At 70.9% G+C, this 17,754-nt stretch carries 14 protein-coding genes; 10 read left to right on the top strand and 4 right to left on the bottom strand.

All coding sequences use genetic code 11. From position 1 onward, the window contains the following. The first annotated feature begins 146 nt into the window (after window positions 1–146). The 3 genes from EPO13_04865 (at window position 147) to EPO13_04855 (ending at window position 3,243) form a co-directional block, all read left to right on the top strand. Window positions 147–1,622 (top strand): multicopper oxidase family protein, encoded by a 1,476-nt coding sequence (locus EPO13_04865; GenBank protein TAK70279.1) that lies wholly within the window; start codon window positions 147–149, stop codon window positions 1,620–1,622. Between the two features lie 89 nt (window positions 1,623–1,711). After that, window positions 1,712–2,329: a DUF305 domain-containing protein gene (locus EPO13_04860; protein ID TAK70278.1), complete on the top strand. Its 618-nt coding sequence runs from the start codon at window positions 1,712–1,714 to the stop codon at window positions 2,327–2,329. A gap of 155 nt (window positions 2,330–2,484) precedes the next feature. Further along, complete coding sequence (locus EPO13_04855) at window positions 2,485–3,243, top strand: exo-alpha-sialidase (protein ID TAK70277.1); 759 nt, start codon at window positions 2,485–2,487, stop codon at window positions 3,241–3,243. Between the two features lie 180 nt (window positions 3,244–3,423). Here EPO13_04855 and EPO13_04850 read toward each other — a convergent pair whose 3' ends face one another. Together EPO13_04850 and EPO13_04845 are read right to left on the bottom strand one after the other, a co-directional pair. Next, entirely contained in the window at window positions 3,424–5,967 is a 2,544-nt protein-coding gene (locus tag EPO13_04850) for a heavy metal translocating P-type ATPase (protein TAK70276.1), read from the bottom strand. A gap of 101 nt (window positions 5,968–6,068) precedes the next feature. Beyond that, the gene (locus EPO13_04845; protein ID TAK70275.1) at window positions 6,069–6,383 is read right to left on the bottom strand and encodes a hypothetical protein; all 315 of its coding nucleotides are present in this window, start codon (window positions 6,381–6,383) and stop codon (window positions 6,069–6,071) included. A 242-nt stretch (window positions 6,384–6,625) separates the two neighbouring features. Here EPO13_04845 and EPO13_04840 point away from each other — a divergent pair, with 242 nt between their 5' ends. From EPO13_04840 to EPO13_04825, 4 genes are all read left to right on the top strand, one after another. Continuing rightward, window positions 6,626–7,330 (top strand): GNAT family N-acetyltransferase, encoded by a 705-nt coding sequence (locus EPO13_04840; protein ID TAK70274.1) that lies wholly within the window; start codon window positions 6,626–6,628, stop codon window positions 7,328–7,330. Between the two features lie 62 nt (window positions 7,331–7,392). Beyond that, window positions 7,393–8,169 (top strand): M15 family peptidase, encoded by a 777-nt coding sequence (locus EPO13_04835; GenBank protein TAK70478.1) that lies wholly within the window; start codon window positions 7,393–7,395, stop codon window positions 8,167–8,169. A gap of 63 nt (window positions 8,170–8,232) precedes the next feature. Further along, a complete protein-coding gene (locus tag EPO13_04830) occupies window positions 8,233–8,925 on the top strand; it encodes a response regulator transcription factor (protein TAK70477.1) in 693 nt (230 codons plus the stop codon). Further along, the gene (locus EPO13_04825) at window positions 8,922–10,049 is read left to right on the top strand and encodes a HAMP domain-containing histidine kinase (protein TAK70273.1); all 1,128 of its coding nucleotides are present in this window, start codon (window positions 8,922–8,924) and stop codon (window positions 10,047–10,049) included. The genes EPO13_04830 and EPO13_04825 overlap by 4 nt, the downstream gene beginning before the upstream one ends. 36 nt (window positions 10,050–10,085) lie before the next feature. Here EPO13_04825 and EPO13_04820 read toward each other — a convergent pair whose 3' ends face one another. Further along, complete coding sequence (locus EPO13_04820) at window positions 10,086–11,345, bottom strand: site-specific integrase (protein TAK70272.1); 1,260 nt, start codon at window positions 11,343–11,345, stop codon at window positions 10,086–10,088. A gap of 92 nt (window positions 11,346–11,437) precedes the next feature. Beyond that, window positions 11,438–14,284, bottom strand: coding sequence for a conjugative relaxase (locus EPO13_04815; protein ID TAK70271.1), 2,847 nt, complete (start codon window positions 14,282–14,284; stop codon window positions 11,438–11,440). A 436-nt stretch (window positions 14,285–14,720) separates the two neighbouring features. Between EPO13_04815 and EPO13_04810 the strand changes: the two genes are divergently transcribed. From EPO13_04810 to EPO13_04800, 3 genes are all read left to right on the top strand, one after another. Next, window positions 14,721–14,915 (top strand): DNA-binding protein, encoded by a 195-nt coding sequence (locus tag EPO13_04810; protein TAK70476.1) that lies wholly within the window; start codon window positions 14,721–14,723, stop codon window positions 14,913–14,915. Between the two features lie 97 nt (window positions 14,916–15,012). Then, on the top strand, window positions 15,013–15,579 hold the full coding sequence (locus tag EPO13_04805) for a plasmid pRiA4b ORF-3 family protein (protein TAK70270.1): 567 nt from the start codon (window positions 15,013–15,015) through the stop codon (window positions 15,577–15,579). Window positions 15,580–15,757: 178 nt separating this feature from the next. Next, on the top strand, window positions 15,758–16,918 hold the full coding sequence (locus EPO13_04800; GenBank protein TAK70269.1) for a Fic family protein: 1,161 nt from the start codon (window positions 15,758–15,760) through the stop codon (window positions 16,916–16,918). Window positions 16,919–17,754 lie beyond the last annotated feature (836 nt).

The raw sequence follows: 17,754 nt of genomic DNA, 5'->3' as shown, positions 1-17,754 counted from the left end.
AGGAACGCAGCGCACGGGGGTCAAGGAACGGTGAATGCCCCGATCTTCATTGTTCCTTCATCGGTCCTGAACGGGTCCTCGACCGCTGCCGGTGAACCTTGTTCATAGCGCCGCGCATCGTGGCGCCCCCGACGGTTGGAGTCGCTGTGCCCACGCTCACCCGACGCGCGCTGCTGCTCGGCGCCGCGGGTGCCGGTGCGGTCGCGACGCTCGCTGCCTGCTCCGGGGCCGGGGCCCCGGCCCCGAACGCCTCCGCCCTCGCCGGGCTCGTCGCCAAGGCGGAGTCGGCGCGCCCGACCACCGGGCAGACCCGACGGCTGCGTCTGACCGCGCAGCCCGTCCAGGTTGATCTCGCTGGCCGGGTGGTGACGACGTGGGCGTACGGCGACACCGTCCCCGGTCCGATGCTGCGCGCGACCGCCGGCGACCGGGTCCAGGTCGAGGTCAGCAACGGGCTGCCGGAGGAGACCAGCGTCCACTGGCACGGGCTCGCGCTGCGCAACGACATGGACGGCGTCCCCGGCCTGACGACCCCGGCGATCGCGGCCGGGGCGATGTTCGAGTACGACTTCGTCGTCCCCGACGCCGGCACGCACTGGTTCCACCCGCACCACGGCATGCAGCTCGACCGGGGCCTGTACGCGCCGTTCATCATCGACGCCCCCGATGAGCCCGGGCGCTACGACCTCGAGTGGGTCGTGACCCTCGACGACTGGACCGACGGGGTCGGCAAGACCCCCGAGCAGCTCCTCGCGGACCTCGTCGAGGCCGGACGCGACGGCAACGGCATGGGCCACATGGGGATGGGCATGGGCGGAATGAGTGGGATGGACGGCGGCGACGTCGACTACCCGCTCTACCTCGTCAACGGGCACGCGCCCCAGGACCCCGACGTCCTGACCGGCACTCCCGGCCAACGCGTGCGACTCCGCATCATCAACGCGGCGTCCGACACGATCTTCGACGTCGCCCTCGACGGGCACACGATGTCGGTCACCCACACCGACGGCTACCCGGTGAACCCGGTGCCCGCGTCGGTGATCCGGCTCGGGATGGGCGAGCGGTACGACGCCACCCTCACCCTCGCCGACGGAGTGTTCCCGCTCGTCGCACAGCCGGTCGGCAAGACCGGGCTCGCCCGAGCTCTCGTGCGCGCCGGCTCCGGGACGGTCCCGGCCGTCACGTACCGGCCGCGCGAGCTCGACAGCTACCCGCTGACCGTCGGCGCGCTCACCGCCGCACCCGGCGCCGCGCTGCCCGCCGCCGACTCGGCTGGCAGCCAGGACGTCGTGCTCGGCGGGTCGATGGCGCCGTACGTGTGGACGATCAACGGCCGCACCTACGACGAGACCAACCCGCTGTCGGTGACCGGAGGGCAGACCAGTCGGCTGCGGATCATGAACCACTCGATGATGCCGCACCCGATCCACCTGCACGGGCACACGTTCCAGCTCGGCGACGCCGGCGGCACCGGCGCGCGCAAGGACACCGTCCTGGTCCCCTCGATGGGGGCCGTCGAGGTGAGCGTGTTTGCCGACAACCCCGGCCGCTGGATGCTGCACTGCCACAACGGGTTCCACATGGAGGCCGGGATGATGACCCGCCTCGAGTACACGACCTGACCCACCCGACCCGCCGGCCAGCCCGGCGAACACCCGCCCTCGTCGGGGCAGCAGGCCCCGGCGGACACCGCAAGGAGACACCGAACGCGATGAGCGCCCGACGCCCCCTCGCCCTGGCCGCCACCGGCCTGGCCCTTGCCCTGACCCTCGCCGCCTGCGGCACAGGCGACCACAGCACCGCCCCGACGAACGCGGTATCCGCGATCGCCAGCCTCGACGGTCGCGACGCCGACGTAGCGTTCGCCCAGTTGATGATCCCCCACCATGAGCAGGCCGTGGAGATGGCCGACATCGCCCTGGCCAAGCCCACCGGCGACGAGGTCCGGGCCCTGGCCGAGCAGATCAAGACCGCGCAGGACCCCGAGATCGCGCAGATGACCGACTGGCTGGGTCGCTGGGGAGCACCGACCCAGATGGCCGGCATGGCCTCGGACGGCTCGATGGACCACGGCTCGTCCGACATGGGCGGGATGAGCATGGCCGGGATGATGAGCGAGCAGGACATGGCGAACCTGACCGACGCCACTGGCGAGGACTTCGACCGGATGTGGCTGGGCATGATGATCGCCCACCACCAGGGCGCCCTCGCCATGGCCAACCAGGTCCTGACCACGACCGCCGACGCCGACGTGAAGGCGCTCGCCGAAGCCGTCGTCGCCGGGCAGGCCGCCGAGATCACCACCATGCGGGCCTTGCTCACCGGATGAGGCGGCCAGCCCTGACGGCGGCCGGAGTCGCCGCCGCCCTCGCCCTGACCGGCTGCGCAGCCAGCAGCACCACGGGAGCTACGTCCCCCACCTCGCCCGCGCCGAGTACATCGTCGTCGGCAACGGGCCCGGGGTCCCCGTCACCTGTCGCATCTGTGGTCAAGGTCGCCGGCGACGCCTGGTCGCACGTGCACAACCTCGCCTACGACGGACCTGCTCTCCTGCTCGGCACACATGAAGGCCTCTACCGGCAGGAACCCGGGCAACCACCCCAGCTGCTCAGCGAGACCCCGTTCGACGTCATGGGCCTCACCAACGACGGCACCCGCTGGCTCGCCTCCGGGCACCCCGGTGCCGGGGAGGACCTACCCAGCGACCTCGGCCTCAGAGCATCCGACGACGGCACGACGTGGACCACTCTGAGCCTGCTCGGAGAGGTCGACTTCCACCGGCTCACCGCGACAGGCTCCACCATCCTGGGCGTCTCCGCCCACGACAACGCCCTGCTTCGAGCCACCGACGCCGGCGCGACCTTCACCCGCCTGGACAACCCCGGCGTCTACGACGTCGCCCTCGACCCGGGCGACCCGACCCAGGCGCTGGCCACCACGCAGACCGGCCCGATGGCCTCCCGCGACACCGGTGCCAGCTGGCAGCCGGTCGCAGGCGCACCACTGCTCGCCTTCCTCGCCTGGACCCCGGACGGGTTGTACGGGATCGCACCGGACGGCACCGTGCACGTCTCGACCGACGGCGGGACCACCTGGAGCCAGCGCGGCAGCACCGGCGCTCAGCCCGCTGCAGCAGCCGCCGACGGCGACCGGATCGCGGTGCTGGTCGGCGGGACCGTGGTGGAGTCGACCGACGGCGGTTCGACGTTCAGCCCGCGCCTGACCGGCATCGGCGGCCATTGACAGAAACGGCGATGTCCACCGTTTCGAGACCGCGACCCGGGAGAGGTCGCCGGGAACGAGGCTCATGCACCGGCACCGGCAGCATGATCGCCTGAGGTGCGAGCGCGCCGATGAGCGCCAGTCGCACCCACAACGTGGCCAGCCTCGACGCGTGGGCGAGGTGGTGGGCGTGGTTGCGCGTCATGACGGTCGCCCCTGCGTGCCGGTCGCGGACGGTCCGTGCCCGGCATGGTCAGCGTCGACGCGGTCCACCGGCGGGGCGGTGGCGGTCTGGCGAAGGTTCGGTGAAGGAAGCCGCAGCCGCTTGAGCATCACCGCGTTGATCGCGACGATCGCCGAGGACCCGGACATGGTGAGAGCGGCGATCTCGGGGCGCAGCATCAGCCCGAACGCCGGCTCGAACACCCCAGCCGCGATCGGCAGCGCGATCGCGTTGTAGCCGACCGCCCAGGCCAGGTTCTGCCGCATCTTGCGCACCGTGCCCCGACCGACGCGCAGCGCGACTGCGACGTCGAGCGGGTCGGAGCGCATGAGGACGACGTCGGCGGTCTCGATGGCGACATCGGTGCCGGCACCGATCGCGATGCCGAGATCGGCCAGGGCCAGTGCGGGGGCGTCGTTGACGCCGTCGCCGACCATCGCCACGCGCTTGCCTGCCTGCTGCAGAGCCTGGATGCGGGCGGCCTTCCCGTCGGGCAAGACCCCGGCGATGACCGCGTCGATTCCGAGCTCGGCGGCAATCGCCCGGGCGGTCGCCTCGTTGTCACCGGTGAGCATGACGACCTCGACGCCCAGCTCGTGCAGCGCGGTGACGGCGGCGGCTGCTGTGTCGCGCGGGCGGTCCGCGAGTGCGACGACGGCCACAGCGGTGTCACCTACGCCGATCAAGACGGCGGTGCGTCCCAGCGCGGCCAGCCGGTCGCGGTCCGCGACCAGCTCGTCGGGGACGGCCAGGCCCAGCCCGCGCAGCAACCCCGGCGACCCGACGGCGACAGTGGCGCCCTCGACCTGCGCGTGGGCGCCCCGGCCGGGCACGTTCGCGAACCCTGTAGCGGTCAGCGACGCCGCTCCCTGCTCAAGGGCGTGGCGGGCGATCGCGGCGGCCAGCGGGTGCTCGGACTCCCGCTCGACGGCGGCGGCGAGCGCCAACACGCGAGCGGGGTCGTTGCCGTCGGCGACGACGAGGTCGGTGACTGACGGCTCGCCGCGGGTCAGGGTGCCGGTCTTGTCCATCACGACGGTGTCGATCGCGGCGGACGTCTCCAGCGCGCAGGCGGTCTTGAACAGGACGCCGCGTCCGGCGCCGAGGCCGGTGCCGACCATGACGGCTGTCGGGGTCGCCAGGCCGAGGGCGTCCGGGCAGGTGACGACGACGACGGTGATCGCGAACAGCAGCGCCTCGCTCGCCGGGCGACCCAGCGCCATCCACGCCAGGAACGTTGCCAGCCCGCCAACGAGGGCGACCAGGACGAGCCAGAACGCGGCCCGGTCGGCGAGGCGCTGGCCGGGTGCCTTGGAGTTCTGGGCCTCCTGGACCATCGCGACGATCTGGGCCAGGGCAGTGTCGCGGCCCACCTTGGTCGCCCGAACGCGCAGCGACCCGGTGGTGTTCACCGACGCACCGATCACCGGCGACCCGGCCGTGACGGCCACGGGGACGGACTCGCCGGTGACCATCGACTCGTCGATCTCCGAGACGCCGTCCTGCACGACGCCGTCGACCGGGATCTTCGCACCCGGGCGCACCAGCAGCAGGTCCCCGACGACGACGTCGGCTGTGTCGACCTCGACCCAGTCGTAGCCGCGCTGCACGAGCGCCTTCGGCGGTGCGAGCTCGAGCAGGGTGCGGATTGCGTCGTTCGCGCCGCCGCGGGCCCGCATCTCGAACCAGTGACCGAGGAGCACGAACGTCGTCAGGACGGCGGCCGCCTCGTAGAACACCTCGCCGCCGCCGGTCAGGGTGATCGCGAGGCTGTATAGCCAGCCGGCGCCGATCGCGACCGCGACCAGCACCATCATGTCCAGCGTCCGTTGCCGCAGCGCACGGACCGCTCCGTCGAAGAAGATCCACCCGGCCCAGAACACGACCGGGATGCTCAGCAGCAGGCTGACCACGTCGTCGCGCAGCCCGAACGGTGCCGGCACGTCGAACCCGAGGACGTCCCGCCCGATCGGGGACCACAACAGGATCGGGATCGACAGCACCAGTGCCAACAGGAACCGGCGGCGCATGTCCGCGACCATGTCTGCCATCGACATGCCCGCGTGCCCGCCGTGACCCATCGCGTCGTGCGGGCTCGACGTCGGCGCGGCCGCGGCGTCATGGCCCGCGTGCCCGACGTGGTCCGCCGTCGCAGCCGCGTGCTGCGCCACTTCGGGGGCGCCGTGCCCGGTGTGCTCAGCCTCGGCGACGTGCACCGCGTGCCCGGTGTGCTCGAGGTGGGCGGCGGTCGTGCCGGCCGGCGCGGGCTCGGCCATCGGGTCGCAGACGTGGTCGGGGACCGAACGGCCCGAGCAGTGGTAGCCGCAGTCGCGCACCCAGCCAACCAGTTGCGTCATCGACGTCACCGACGGGTCGTAGGTCACCAGCGCCGTCTGCGACACCGCATTCGCCGCAACGTCGACGACTCCGGGCCGGCGCGCGAGGGCGCGCTCTACGACGTCCTGCGACGTGGCCCAGTGCAGGCCACCGACGTTCAGCACCACGGACACCGATCCGGTCATGACAGCCTCCTCGTCCAGCTCCATGACTACTGAACCATGATACCCCCCTAGGGTATGCCCTCGGATGGTGAAGAAGCGATGAAGGTCCTGGGGGTGACCTTTCAGCTGGTGTGTCCCCGAAGGGCTTCGACGAGTTGCTGCACGCTGGGAACGCCGGCCAGGCCCTCCTGGGTGAGGTACATCCGGCAGCTGACCTCGAAGGACCTGGGCGCATCACCCGCGAACGGATCACGACCGTCGAGCAGCACCGTCGGCGACCCGCGGAACTCCCACGTCGACGCATCGCGGGCAGAAGCGATCACCACCTGGGCCACGACAGCCTCGCCGACCCCGGCCTGGGCGAGGGCCGCAGTCAGGTTCGCAGCCGCGGCGTCCGCATGAGGGCAGCCCTCGATGACCAGCAACGTCACGTCCACGAGACCAGCATGACCCGCGCCACCCTGGCCGGATGCTCAACGTGCCGGTCCGGCCCCCGATGACGGCGTGCTGCCTCAGCACACCGATCCGAATCGCTCCGGCCCAATCTCGTCGCCGAGAGGGCGCAACGGCTCGGGTGCTGCTCGCGTGGCGTCATGTGATCGTCATACAGCGCAGCGGGTGGCCGACCTTGCCGAGGTGACGATGGGCAGGTAACCAGTCCAACCACACGGATCCGCCTGTGACCGCACTCGAGCAGCGCCCTGTCGATGCCAAGCAGGGGACCGTCCCCGCTGTCGGGCATCGGATCCGTGCGATGACGGTCGACGACGTCCCGGCAGTTGTCGGTTGGCACCTGCAGGCGTTCCCCGCGGGCTTCTACGCGCGGCTGGGTGAAGGCTTCATGCGACGCTGGATGCGCGCGCACATGCTGCGTCCGGCGTCGGTCTCGCTGGTCGCGCACGACGCTGACGACTGCCTCGTCGGGTACCTGCTCGGGACGACGGACGACGCGGTCTACGGCACGGGGCCGCTCGTGCTGTCCGCCGACCTCGCCAGCCGGGGAGCTGCCGCCCTCCTGGCGCGGCCGCGGCTCTGGGGGGACTTCGTCCGAGTCAGGGCACGCAGCTACGCCGGTCGGGCGCTGCGTTCACTGAAGGCCAGGCGGGCGGCAGGCGGCGAGTCCGGTGAGGGCGAGCTCATCTACATCTGCGTGGAGAGCCGGTACCGCCAGCGCGGCGGGGGCGCGGCGCTGCTGGACGCCTTCGTAGGGGAGGCCCGCCGTAGCGGCACGCAGCGCCTGCACCTGGTCACCGAGGAGGACAACGCCACCGCGCGTCGCTTCTACGACCGGCGAGGCTGGTCCACCACCGACGGGTCCCGCAAGGCCTTGGACGGGCGCCCCCTGGTGCGGATGGAGCGCGAACTCAGCGGAAGTCCGAGGTGACGCGCTCGCGGGGCAGGACGACGCTGGTCGTGCTGGCACTGATCGTGGCGGCTGTGGGCGGCGTGCTGGCCGGTCTGTTGTGGTACGAGCCGGCGTCCGGGCAGTCGACCCAGCCGCTGCCCGGCGCCTCGGCGCCAGGCACCTCGCCCGCGCCGACTGCCGGGGTCCCCACACCCAGCCTGCCTCCGACTCCGAGCCCGACCCCAACCCAGCCGGCGGCACCTGACGCTCGCCCGGTGGTCAGTCCGATCTCCGACGAGCAGTGGCGTCGGATGGTCTCGACCGGAACGTGGCGTCCTGGCTGCCCGGTGGGCCGGGCTGACCTGCGGCGCCTGCAGATCGGGTACGTGGACTTCGACGGCGAACAACGCCGCGGCTCGCTGGTCGCTCACCGCGACAGCATCGGGGACCTCGCGGAGATCTTCACAGCGTTGTTCGACGCCCGCTTCCCGATCGAGCGCATGGAGCCGGTCGAGCGGTACGGCGGCGATGTCGTGCGCAGCCTGCGGGCGAACAACACGTCGGCTTACAACTGCCGCAAGCCCGGCCAGATCAACGCACCGGTCTCCGACTCTCCGCACGCCAGCGGCCGAGCCATCGACATCAACCCCGTGCAGAACCCGTGGAAGGACCCGCGGTGCGAGTGCTGGATGCCCCGCGCCACCTACGCGGAGGCGACGTCCGGGCCTGGGATCATCCGCAAGGGCAGCCTGCCGGTCCAGCTGTTCGAGGACCGGGGCTGGGTGTGGCAGAACATCAAGGTGCCCGACTACATGCACTTCGACACCGGCTACCCCTCCCGGCCGCGCTCGTCGGCGTCCCCGACCGCCATCGGCTGACCGGCGGTGCCGACGGCGGCCGCCTGCGGGATGCTGTGACGGACCGAAGGAGGCCGCGTGGGTCTGGGCCGAGTGCTCGTGGTGGACGACGAACGTCCTCTGGCGCGCATCGTGGGCAGCTACCTGGAGCGTGAGGGGTTCGACGTCTCGGTGGCCCACGACGGGCCCTCGGCTGTCACCACAGCGCGCCAGGACATGCCCATCCTCGTCGTGCTCGACGTCATGCTCCCGGGCGCGGACGGCATCACGGTCTGCCAGGAGCTTCGCACGTTCACTGACGCCTACATCCTGATGCTCACTGCGAGAGACGGCGATCAGGACAAGGTCGCCGCGCTCTCGGCCGGAGCGGACGACTACCTCGTCAAGCCGTTCTCCTCCACCGAGCTGGTCGCCCGCTGCCACGCCATGCTTCGCCGGCCACGGATCCACATCCCCGCCTCCGCCGTCCAGCGCGAGGATCTCACCCTCGGAGACCTGGTGATGAGTACCCACGCCCGCAGCGTCAGCCTCGGCGGCGAGGCCGTCGACCTGACGCGCACCGAGTACGGCATCCTCGAGCTGCTGCTGCGTGCTGACGGGGGGGTCGTGACCCGCGAGGAGATCATCGAGGCCGTCCGCGGCGGCGAGTGGTTCGGGGATGCACAGGTCGTCGATGCCCACGTCGCCCGGCTGCGCGCCAAGCTGGGGGACACCCCTCGGCAGCGTCGTTTCATTCTCACCGTGCGGGGAGTCGGCTACCGACGGGGCACGGGATGACAGGCCGGCGACGCCTGCCCAGGCTCGGCCGCCGGGTCCTGGCCGCCCAGATGCAGGTCGCACTCGTCAGCGTGGTCACCCTGGTGCTGGCTGTCGCGCTTGTCGCACCCCGCGTGTTCGCAGACCATCTGGCCGCCACCGGCGAGACCGACCCCGTCGTGCAAGGCCACGCGGAAGAGGCCTTCCGCACCGCGGGGGCGCTCGCGCTCGTGGCAGCCCTCGCGGTAGCCGTGCTGGCGGCCGCAGTCCTGTCCCGCCCGCTGGGGCGTCGCCTCGCCAGACCGATCGAGGAGCTGGCGACCGCGGCCGACACGATCACCGCCGGCAGGTACGCCGTCGGGCTCCGCACCGACCCGTTCAGCGACGAGGTGGCGCGCCTGGGATCTAGCCTCCAGCGGATGGGCGACCGGCTCGCGGACACCGAACGAGCTCGCAGCCAGCTGCTGGCAGACCTCGCCCACGAGATGCGCACCCCGTTGGCGACGCTGGAGCTCTACACCGAGGCCCTCGCCGACGACGTCGTCCCCCGGCAGGAGAGCGTGGCGACGATCCAGGCGCAGATCGGGCGGCTGCAGCGCCTCGCGGAGGACCTCCGTGACCTGACCCTCGTCCAGGAGCACGCGCTCACCCTGCACCGGACGCCCGTCGATGTGGCCGACGTGGTCGCAGAGTCCTGCCTCGCCTTCGCCCCCGCCTACGCGGCGGCCGGCGTCACGCTCACCCCGCGCACCGAGGCCGGGCCCATCGTCATCGACGCGGACGCAGTCCGGCTCTCCCAGATCCTGGGGAACCTGCTCGACAACGCGCTGCACCACACGCCCGCCGGCGGCGAGGTGGTGGTCTCCTTCGGCCGCGCGAGCGCCGACGTCATCGTCGAGGTGACCGACAACGGCGCCGGCATCGGCGCCGAGCACCTGCCGCTCATCTTCGACCGGTTCTACCGCGCGGACGCCTCCCGCACCACGGGCACCGGCGGCACTGGCCTCGGACTCACGATCGCTCGTGCCCTCGCGGAGGCGCACGGCGGAACGCTCGACGCACGATCACACGGGGCAGGTGCCGGCGCCAGCTTTAGCCTCACCCTGCCCGGACACTCGACGGCGGCAGGGTCGCCTTCTACCTAAGCGGACGAGAGCCTTCCCCTGCCTTGCACCGCGGCGTCAAAGGCTCCAGCGCTGGCCGGCTGGCCTGCTCCCTCCACCATCCGTTCGCCGCTCTCCAGCCAGTCCGCGGATGAATGCGTCCATCCGGTGCGCCGCGTCGACCTTCACTTCGTCGAGGACGTGGGTGTAGAGGTCGGACGTCGTAGCCATTCGCGAATGGCCGAGCACTTCCATGACGGTGCGCATGTCCGCGCCCTGCATGAGGAGGACGGATGCTGCGGTGTGGCGCAGGTCGTGGGGACGACACCTGCGGACGCCGGCGCGGTCGCAAAGGTCGTGCCAGAAGCCGTACACGTTCTGTGGGTCGAGCCACGTGCCGAGGTGCGTGGTGAACACCAGCTGCGGCTCGACCCAGACGTCCGCCGACGCGCGTTCCACCGACTGCTGCTCCCGGTGACGAAGGAGCACCTCGACGAGGACGTCCGGAAGCGCGACCTTGCGCACGCTCGCAGCCGTCTTGGTCTCGACCTCGACCAGGTGCCCCCGCCGGCGTCCGCTCGGGGTGCGCTCCTGGGTGCGGCGACGCTGGAGCGATCGACGGACCGACAGGGTCCGTGCCTCGAAATCGATGTCGTCCCAATGCAGGCCCAGCGCTTCTCCGCGCCGTAGGCCGAGCGAGACGAGCAGCAGCCACAGCGCGTGCAGTCGGTCGTTGGGCGCTTCGGCGAGCAGTGCCTTGAGCTCCTCGGGGCGGAGCGGCGCGATCGTGGGCGAGGTGACGCGGCCCGACTTCACCAGGAGGGCGACGTTCCGCGTCACGAGCTCGTCGCGCAGCGCGTCGTTCAACGCCCGCCGAAGAATGGCGTGCGCGAGCTGCACGGTGCGCGACGCGAACGGCCTGCCTCGGCTGTTCGTGGTGCCGCGCAGGGTGGCGAGCCACTCGCGTAGGTGCACGGGCTTCAACTCCTCGAGCCTGTGCCGACCGAGGTAGGGCACGATCAGCCGGTCCGCGATGTCGAGGTAGTTGTCTGCCGTCGACTCGCGCAGGTCGCCGATCGCCACCTGGTGCGCAATCGTCCCGACCGCCCAGTCCGCGAAGTACTCCTCCACCGTCATGCCGCGGGTGCTGGTGATCAGGTGACCGGCGTCGCGCTGGCGACGTAGCTCGTCGAGCTTGTCCAGCACGTCTCTGCGGGTCGCACCGGAGACGTACCGACGCTGCTGCTCGCCGGCCGCGTTGAAGCCGACCGTAAGAGCGCCGGCCCACTTGCCCCGGTTCCGGTAGACGGTGCCTTCACCGTGGCCTCGCTTGCCCATCCCTACCTCCTTGATCGAACGGATCAGCCTCCGGGCGCCGGCACCCACCCGTCGAGTGCCGCACCCTTTGGCCTGTGGACGACGCGCCGAAGTCAGCGGCTGAGACCGTGGTCAGGCTCGGGCGACCTCGCCCGGGTTCGGTCATGCCGTTTGGCCGGCTCGGGCGACTGGCACGTGGCGAGCAGGTGCCGTGCGGAGCGGCGGAATTGCCTGTCCGTCGTCGCCATGACGGCGTCGAGCAGCCACTCAGGTCCGGGGTCGGTGGCCGACGATTGCGGTGCGAGGTAGAGGTGGTTCTCCTCGCGCCCCCGGGAGAGAGCGGCGTACGCCGTCTCGCGCCCCAGCGCTGCCGAGCCGAGGACGAGCGTGCGATCGAGCGTCTGCCCCTGTGCCTTGTGGCAGGTGAGGGCGTAGGCGTGGTCGAGTCGGCCCTGGCGCAGTTGCTCGTGGTCGAACGAGTGCACGCCACCGTCGGCTGTCACGATCGTTGCGGCGGCGTGCTCAAGGTCGACGGCTGTGACCGTCGCCTGGGTGCCGTTGAGCAGGCTGCGCGAGTAGTCGTTGGCCGTGACGATCACCCGGTCGCCCGCGCGCAGGGAGAGGTCGCCATACTCGGCCGCGATGACGAGCTCTGGGCCCGCCAGCTCTCCGACGGCTGCCAACTCCTGACGCGCCTGATCGTTCAGCGACCGAACCTGGGCCCTCGTCGCGGCGAGTATCGCGACGTCGGCGCCGCTGCGTCGTGCCTCGAGGTAGTCGGCGACCACCCGTGCGTGCAGGGAGTCCCGGTCGGCGTCGATGTGAACGCGACCGTGGGCGACGTACGCGTCCAGCGCGCGCCCGGGATCGCCGTCACGCAGCTGGGCAAGCGCCTCTCGCTCCCAAGCTGCTTCCTGGCGACGGTTGGTTCCCAGCTCGATTGCGCCGCGCGAAGCCAGTTCGGCGAACAGGCCGCCAGCCTCGATCTCCGGCAGCTGGGCGGGGTCCCCCACGAGCACGACGGTCGCTCCCACATCTGCGACGTGACTGAGCAGCCGATCGAGGTCCCGGGTGCCGACCATGCCCGCCTCGTCGATCACGAGCACGCTCCCACGAGAGAGCCGGAAGTCGCGGGGCACCGTGTAGGCGCGGTCGATGCCGTTGAGGGCCTGCGCGATCGTGCCGCTGGGGATGCCTGACCCCTGCCCGAGCTGGCGAGCGGCCATCGCTGACAGGGCAGCCCCGACCACCTGGCGGCCTTCCCGCGACCAGACCTCGTATGCCGCCGCCAGCGCTGCCGTCTTCCCGGAGCCGGCTGGCCCGACCACCACGTGCAGGCGGCCGTGGCCCGACGTCAATCTGCGGACCATCTCGAACTGGTCCGGTCCCAGGGTGTGGGCCAGGACCGCGCCGTCGACGACCTGCGGCGGCGCTGCGGGATCAATCCGGCTGCGCAACAGGTCGGCGGTGGCCACGGCTCGCTGCTCGGTGAGCAGCAGGTCGGTCGTGGTCCATCGAGGAGACCAGGTCGAGGCCTCGACGGGGGATTCGAGCGCCACCACTTCCGGGTGGGAGACCACGTCTGCGGCCAGGCGCTCGATCATCGCGATGTCTGCGCCGGACGGGAGCCCGGCCGAGATCGCCTGCAGTACGTCGTCGAGGTCGAAGGACGTGTCATGGCGCGTCAGACCGTCGGCCCCCACCAGCCGGGGGACAAGGTCGTCGAAATCGGGCGGCTCCCCGGCGCGGCCGACGCACGCGTCGACCATCTCGTGCGGCATGAAGCCCAGTTCCCGGAGCTCGGCAGCCCAGCGGAGCTCGAGCTCCTCGGACGGGACTCGCTCCTTGTCGGGACGGGTGTCGAGGCACGCCGCCTGAGCGGCCTTCGAGCCTGTCGCCCCCGCCGCGCGGAGCGCGGTGCGGACCTGCTCGGACCGCTTCGCGAAGGCGCGACGTACGACGCTCGGAACCCCGAGGATCTCCGCGACTCCCCGGCGGACCGGCTCCCATTCGACGCCGAGCCGCTCGGTGAGTTGGGCGCGCAGCGTTGCCTGGTAGAGGTAGCCGGCGGTCTTGCCGTGACGGAACAGGGCACGGCTGTCGACCGCGGACCAGCGGCCGTCCACGCCGCGAAGGACATTGACGACGACTACATGGGTGTGCACCTGTGGGTCGCCGGCGCGGCTCGTGCCGTGCTCGAACGCGGCAGCGACGAATCCTGACGTCTCCACCCTGTCGGCGCGCCGGCCGTCGCCGTGGTGGCCGCGGGCCGCTGTGGCCGTCGTGCGCTCGAGCCACCCCACAGCCTCCTCGACTGCAGCAGCGTGGGCGGCGACCACCGCACCTGTGACGGTGCGTCCGCCGAATGCGGCAAGGAGCGACACGGACTTTGGCGCCGAGAAGGTGAGGTCATACCCGGCGCGGCGGGTGTCGACGCGCTTGCCCAGGTGCCGGAGCGCCCGGTCGACGAGGCCCGACCTGGTGCTGCCCGGTCGCGCGTAGATGCTGTGCAGGTCCCGACCCGTGGGCTCGGCCAGGCGCCCCGCCAGGTCAACCCTGACGCCCCGTCGACCGCCCACGTGCCTGGCGAGAGCCGTGAAGCGGTCCGCGAGCCGCCGGTCATCGAGAAGGAACGGCACGGGCACGCCGAGAGCGGCCGCCGCGGAGCGAACGGCTTTCACCAACGGAGTCGCTGGCAGCAGCGACCGCGGATCGGCTCGGAGCACCGGCTCGACCAGTCGCTCGCCGTGAGGGTCACGGCCGTCGAGCAGGAGCCGGAACGCCCACTCACCCGCGGCGGCCAGACCGCCCCTCAACCCCAGCGCTGCGGCGCCGCTGCCGATCCAACGGCCCGAGTGCCCGTCCGGATGGAGGTAGTAGTCCGCCTGGCACCCGACAGCGTTCCCGAGGAAGTACGTGGCCGCCGCACTCGCGGACGCGACCAAACCGATTGACAGCATCAGACATCCCTTCGACGCCCGACACCTTCCTCAGGGACTCCGTCACGGAGTCCGTCACTTGCGTCGTCACCGCAACTGCCAGCCGCGTTGCAGCGACTGTCACGGTCATTGAGTCCGTCACTTCGGTGACGGAGTCCGTCAGCACGGTCATGGACACCGTCACGACGCCTGCGCGGGAGCCGCCACCACCGTCACGGGGTCCGTCAGCACCGTCACGGGGTCCGTCACCGCGTCCGTCACTAGCGGCCGTGCGCGTCAGCGCAGGTGACAGTGCGTTCGCTGCAGTTCCTGCTTGCACATACACGCCATCCCGAGTCTTGTGCGGATCCGTCGTCGCCGCAGACGCCGGTGAGCGCTCGTGGGCTCACATCGCGCATCTGTGTACATGACAGCCACCGCGCGGACGCCCGCGAACCCCAGCCCATCACCCGACATCGTGCCGCCGATCCTGCTCACTCCGGAGCAGGCCGCCCGAGTCCTCGGCCTCGGTCGCACAACCGTGTACGCCCTCATGCGCGACGGCGAGCTCCGATCCGTCCGCCTCGGTCGATCGCGACGCATCCCCTACGCCAGCCTCGTCGAATTCGTCGAGCGCATCACCACGCTGGCGATCGACGAACCGGCCTCGTGACTGTCACTGTCACGAGCGCCTTCTCGGGCCTCCAGGATCTCGGCACACACTGGTATCTGCGATACGTCGCCGAACGTGGCAGTCGGATGACGCCCGACTGCGCCAGGATGTTCGGGTGGCAACGGCGCACCAGCTCAAGATCACCCTGAAGGACGTGAAGCCGCCGGTCTGGCGGCGCGTCCTCGTGCCGAGCGACTACACGCTCGCGCAGGTGCAGGAGGCGCTGCTCACGGCGATGGGGTGGGCCGGCTACCACCTGGCCTTGTTCCGCATCGGCTCCGCCACCTACATGGACAACGACGACGACTGGCCCGATGACGCGATCGACCCCTCGACCGTCCGGCTCGGCGACCTCGTCGGCGCTGGCGACCGGTTCACCTTCGAGTACGACTTCGGCGACGGCTGGCGGCATCAGGTCGTCGTCGAGGACGTCGTGCCCGCCCTGGGGAAGCAGCGCCCAGTCTGCCTCGACGGCCGCCGGGCCTGCCCGCCGGAGGACGTCGGCGGGCCGTGGGGCTACGGCGACTTCCTCGACGCTATCGGCGACCCTCAGCACGACCGCCACGACGAGTTGCTCGAATGGATCGGCGGCAGCTTCAACGCGTCGGCGTTCGACGCGGCCGAGACCGACGGCATCTTCGCTGCGCTGGCCGACCCGACCTGAGGCGTCCGCGGCGGAGCTGGCCCGAGGTCAGCCAGACCGCCCGCGGACAGGTAGATCGCCCGGCGGCGAACCCCGACGTCATTCCCAGTGCTCGTGAGCCTGTCCCGATGTCTTCAATCTTGCGACATTCTCGGCACACGCGTACCGTGTCTTAAGAATTGAGACATCAGGACATCCCATGATCTTCCAGACCTCCGAGCTCACCCTCGAGGACCGGCTGGTGCTGGACGAGATCCACGCCACCCGGTCCGAACTCGCCGACTTCCTCCGCGCACCCAAGCGCTGGACCGGCGGGCTCCGACGCCATGCCCTCGCGGCGGCGATCCGCGGGTCCAACAGCATCGAGGGGTACGTCGTCGAAGTCGACGACGCCGCAGCGGCAGTCGACGGCGAGGAGCCGCTGAGCGCTGACGAGCAGACATTCGCCGAGATCCGCGGCTACCGGCAGGCCCTGGGGTACGTGCTGGCCATGTCCGCCGACGAGCACTTCGTTATCGACGCCTCGGCGATTCGCGGCATGCACTTCATGCTGCTGAGCCATGACCTGACCAAGTCACCGGGCAGCTACCGCACCGGGCCGATCTTCGTCCACGACGAGGCAGCCGACGCTCAGGTCTACGCCGCTCCCGACGCCAGCACCGTGGCGGGACTCGTCGACGAACTCGTCGCTAGCCTCGCCGACGACCGCGACGACGCGCTCGTCCAGGCTGCGATGGCCCACCTCAACCTGGTGATGATCCATCCGTTCCGCGACGGCAACGGACGCCTCGCCCGCGCGCTCCAGACACTCGTCCTCGCCCGTCGCGGCCTGGCCGAACCGACCTTCTCCAGCATCGAGGAATGGCTAGGCGCCAACACCCCCGACTACTACCGAGTGCTCGCTCACACTGGCGCCGGGGCGTGGCACCCCGAACGCGACGCCGGCCTCTGGGTGTCGTTCAACCTCCGCGCGCATCACATGCAGGCTCAGACCCTGCGCGGGCGCATCCGTCAGGCGGTCGACATGTGGTCGGCGATCGACGAGGTGATCGCCGCTCACGGCCTACCCGAGCGGACCGGGCTCGCCCTCTATGAGGCGGCCCTGGGCTACCGCATCCGCCGGGCCACCTACCTCAAGCGTGCCGAGGTCGAGGAGCGTACGGCGAGCCGCGACCTCAAGGCGCTGGTCGAGCTCGACCTACTCGCTGCCATCGGGGAGACCCGAGCACGTCATTACGTGGCCGGCGGTGCACTCGGCCCCGTCGTCGCGGCGCGGAAGGACGCCAAGACCGCCCTCGTCGATCCTTACCCGTGGATGCAGTCACGTCTCGCCCAACCCGCGCCGAGCCTGCTGCCATAGCGAACTGGGTCGGCGTCACCCACCAGCCGCGGTCAAGGCCGCCACACGCATGGCTGGCGGAAGGGGGTACGGCGGAGTCCGAACGATCTTCTACTCGACGTCGAACTCGTTGATCACGTGGACGTGGCTCGCGACGTTGGCTGTTGAGCAGGCCGGTAGTTGGTACGACCTTCAGCGCCTCGCTCTCCGCGACCATACTCAGGACTCCGCATGATGCTCCCGCTCCCGCTCGAGCCGATCAGCTCGGTAGGAGTCGGCCACGTTCCAAGATCGTTTGTCAGCTATGGCGTCAGCTGTGCGGTCCGTTCGCCGTTGTTCATGGACTTCCGTGCAACGCCCTGACCTGCGGAAACGCACCCCCGCGGCCCGCAGCGAACCCCCGAAATGCCTCTACGGATCAGAAGGTTAGGGGTTCGAGTCCCTTCGGGCGCACAGCTACATCCCTGCCGGCGACGTCCATGCCGGCGTTGCGCGCCTTGTGGGTGCTAAGTCACCCGATAGTGGCCACGTTAACGACGACAAGGCGCGCAATACCGGGACGGGTGGCCGGGACGTCAGCGGCTGGTACGTCCTCGGTAGGTAGTCCCCGTGGCCCGGCGCCGCTCCGTTGGACAGCGTTGCGCGCCTTGTGGGCGCCAACTCAGCCGATAGTGGCCACGTTAACGACGACAAGGCGCGCAACATCGGGACGTCATGGCGTGGTACCTCTCCGCCGGCCGCTGAAAGTCCGGCGGTAGGCAGAGGCCGGGTCCGGCGGTAGGCGGAGGCCGGGTCCGGCGGTAGGCGGGGCTCAGGTCCGGGACGTCCGGTGGCGGCGCTCAGGTCCGGGACGTCCG

The organism is Actinomycetota bacterium (assembly GCA_004297305.1).
Lineage (GTDB): Bacteria > Actinomycetota > Actinomycetes > S36-B12 > FW305-bin1 > FW305-bin1.
Note: the sequence above shows the minus strand (reverse complement) of the source record. Positions and strands in the feature narration are given on the sequence as shown.

Coding starts and splice junctions, on each gene's coding strand:
- EPO13_04825 (TAK70273.1), top strand. CDS start 8,922: ATGACAGGCCGGCGACGCCTGCCCAGGCTCGGCCGCCGGGTCCTGGCC.
- EPO13_04850 (TAK70276.1), bottom strand. CDS start 5,967: ATGACCGGATCGGTGTCCGTGGTGCTGAACGTCGGTGGCCTGCACTGG.
- EPO13_04815 (TAK70271.1), bottom strand. CDS start 14,284: ATGCTGTCAATCGGTTTGGTCGCGTCCGCGAGTGCGGCGGCCACGTAC.
- EPO13_04800 (TAK70269.1), top strand. CDS start 15,758: ATGATCTTCCAGACCTCCGAGCTCACCCTCGAGGACCGGCTGGTGCTG.
- EPO13_04860 (TAK70278.1), top strand. CDS start 1,712: ATGAGCGCCCGACGCCCCCTCGCCCTGGCCGCCACCGGCCTGGCCCTT.
- EPO13_04820 (TAK70272.1), bottom strand. CDS start 11,345: ATGGGCAAGCGAGGCCACGGTGAAGGCACCGTCTACCGGAACCGGGGC.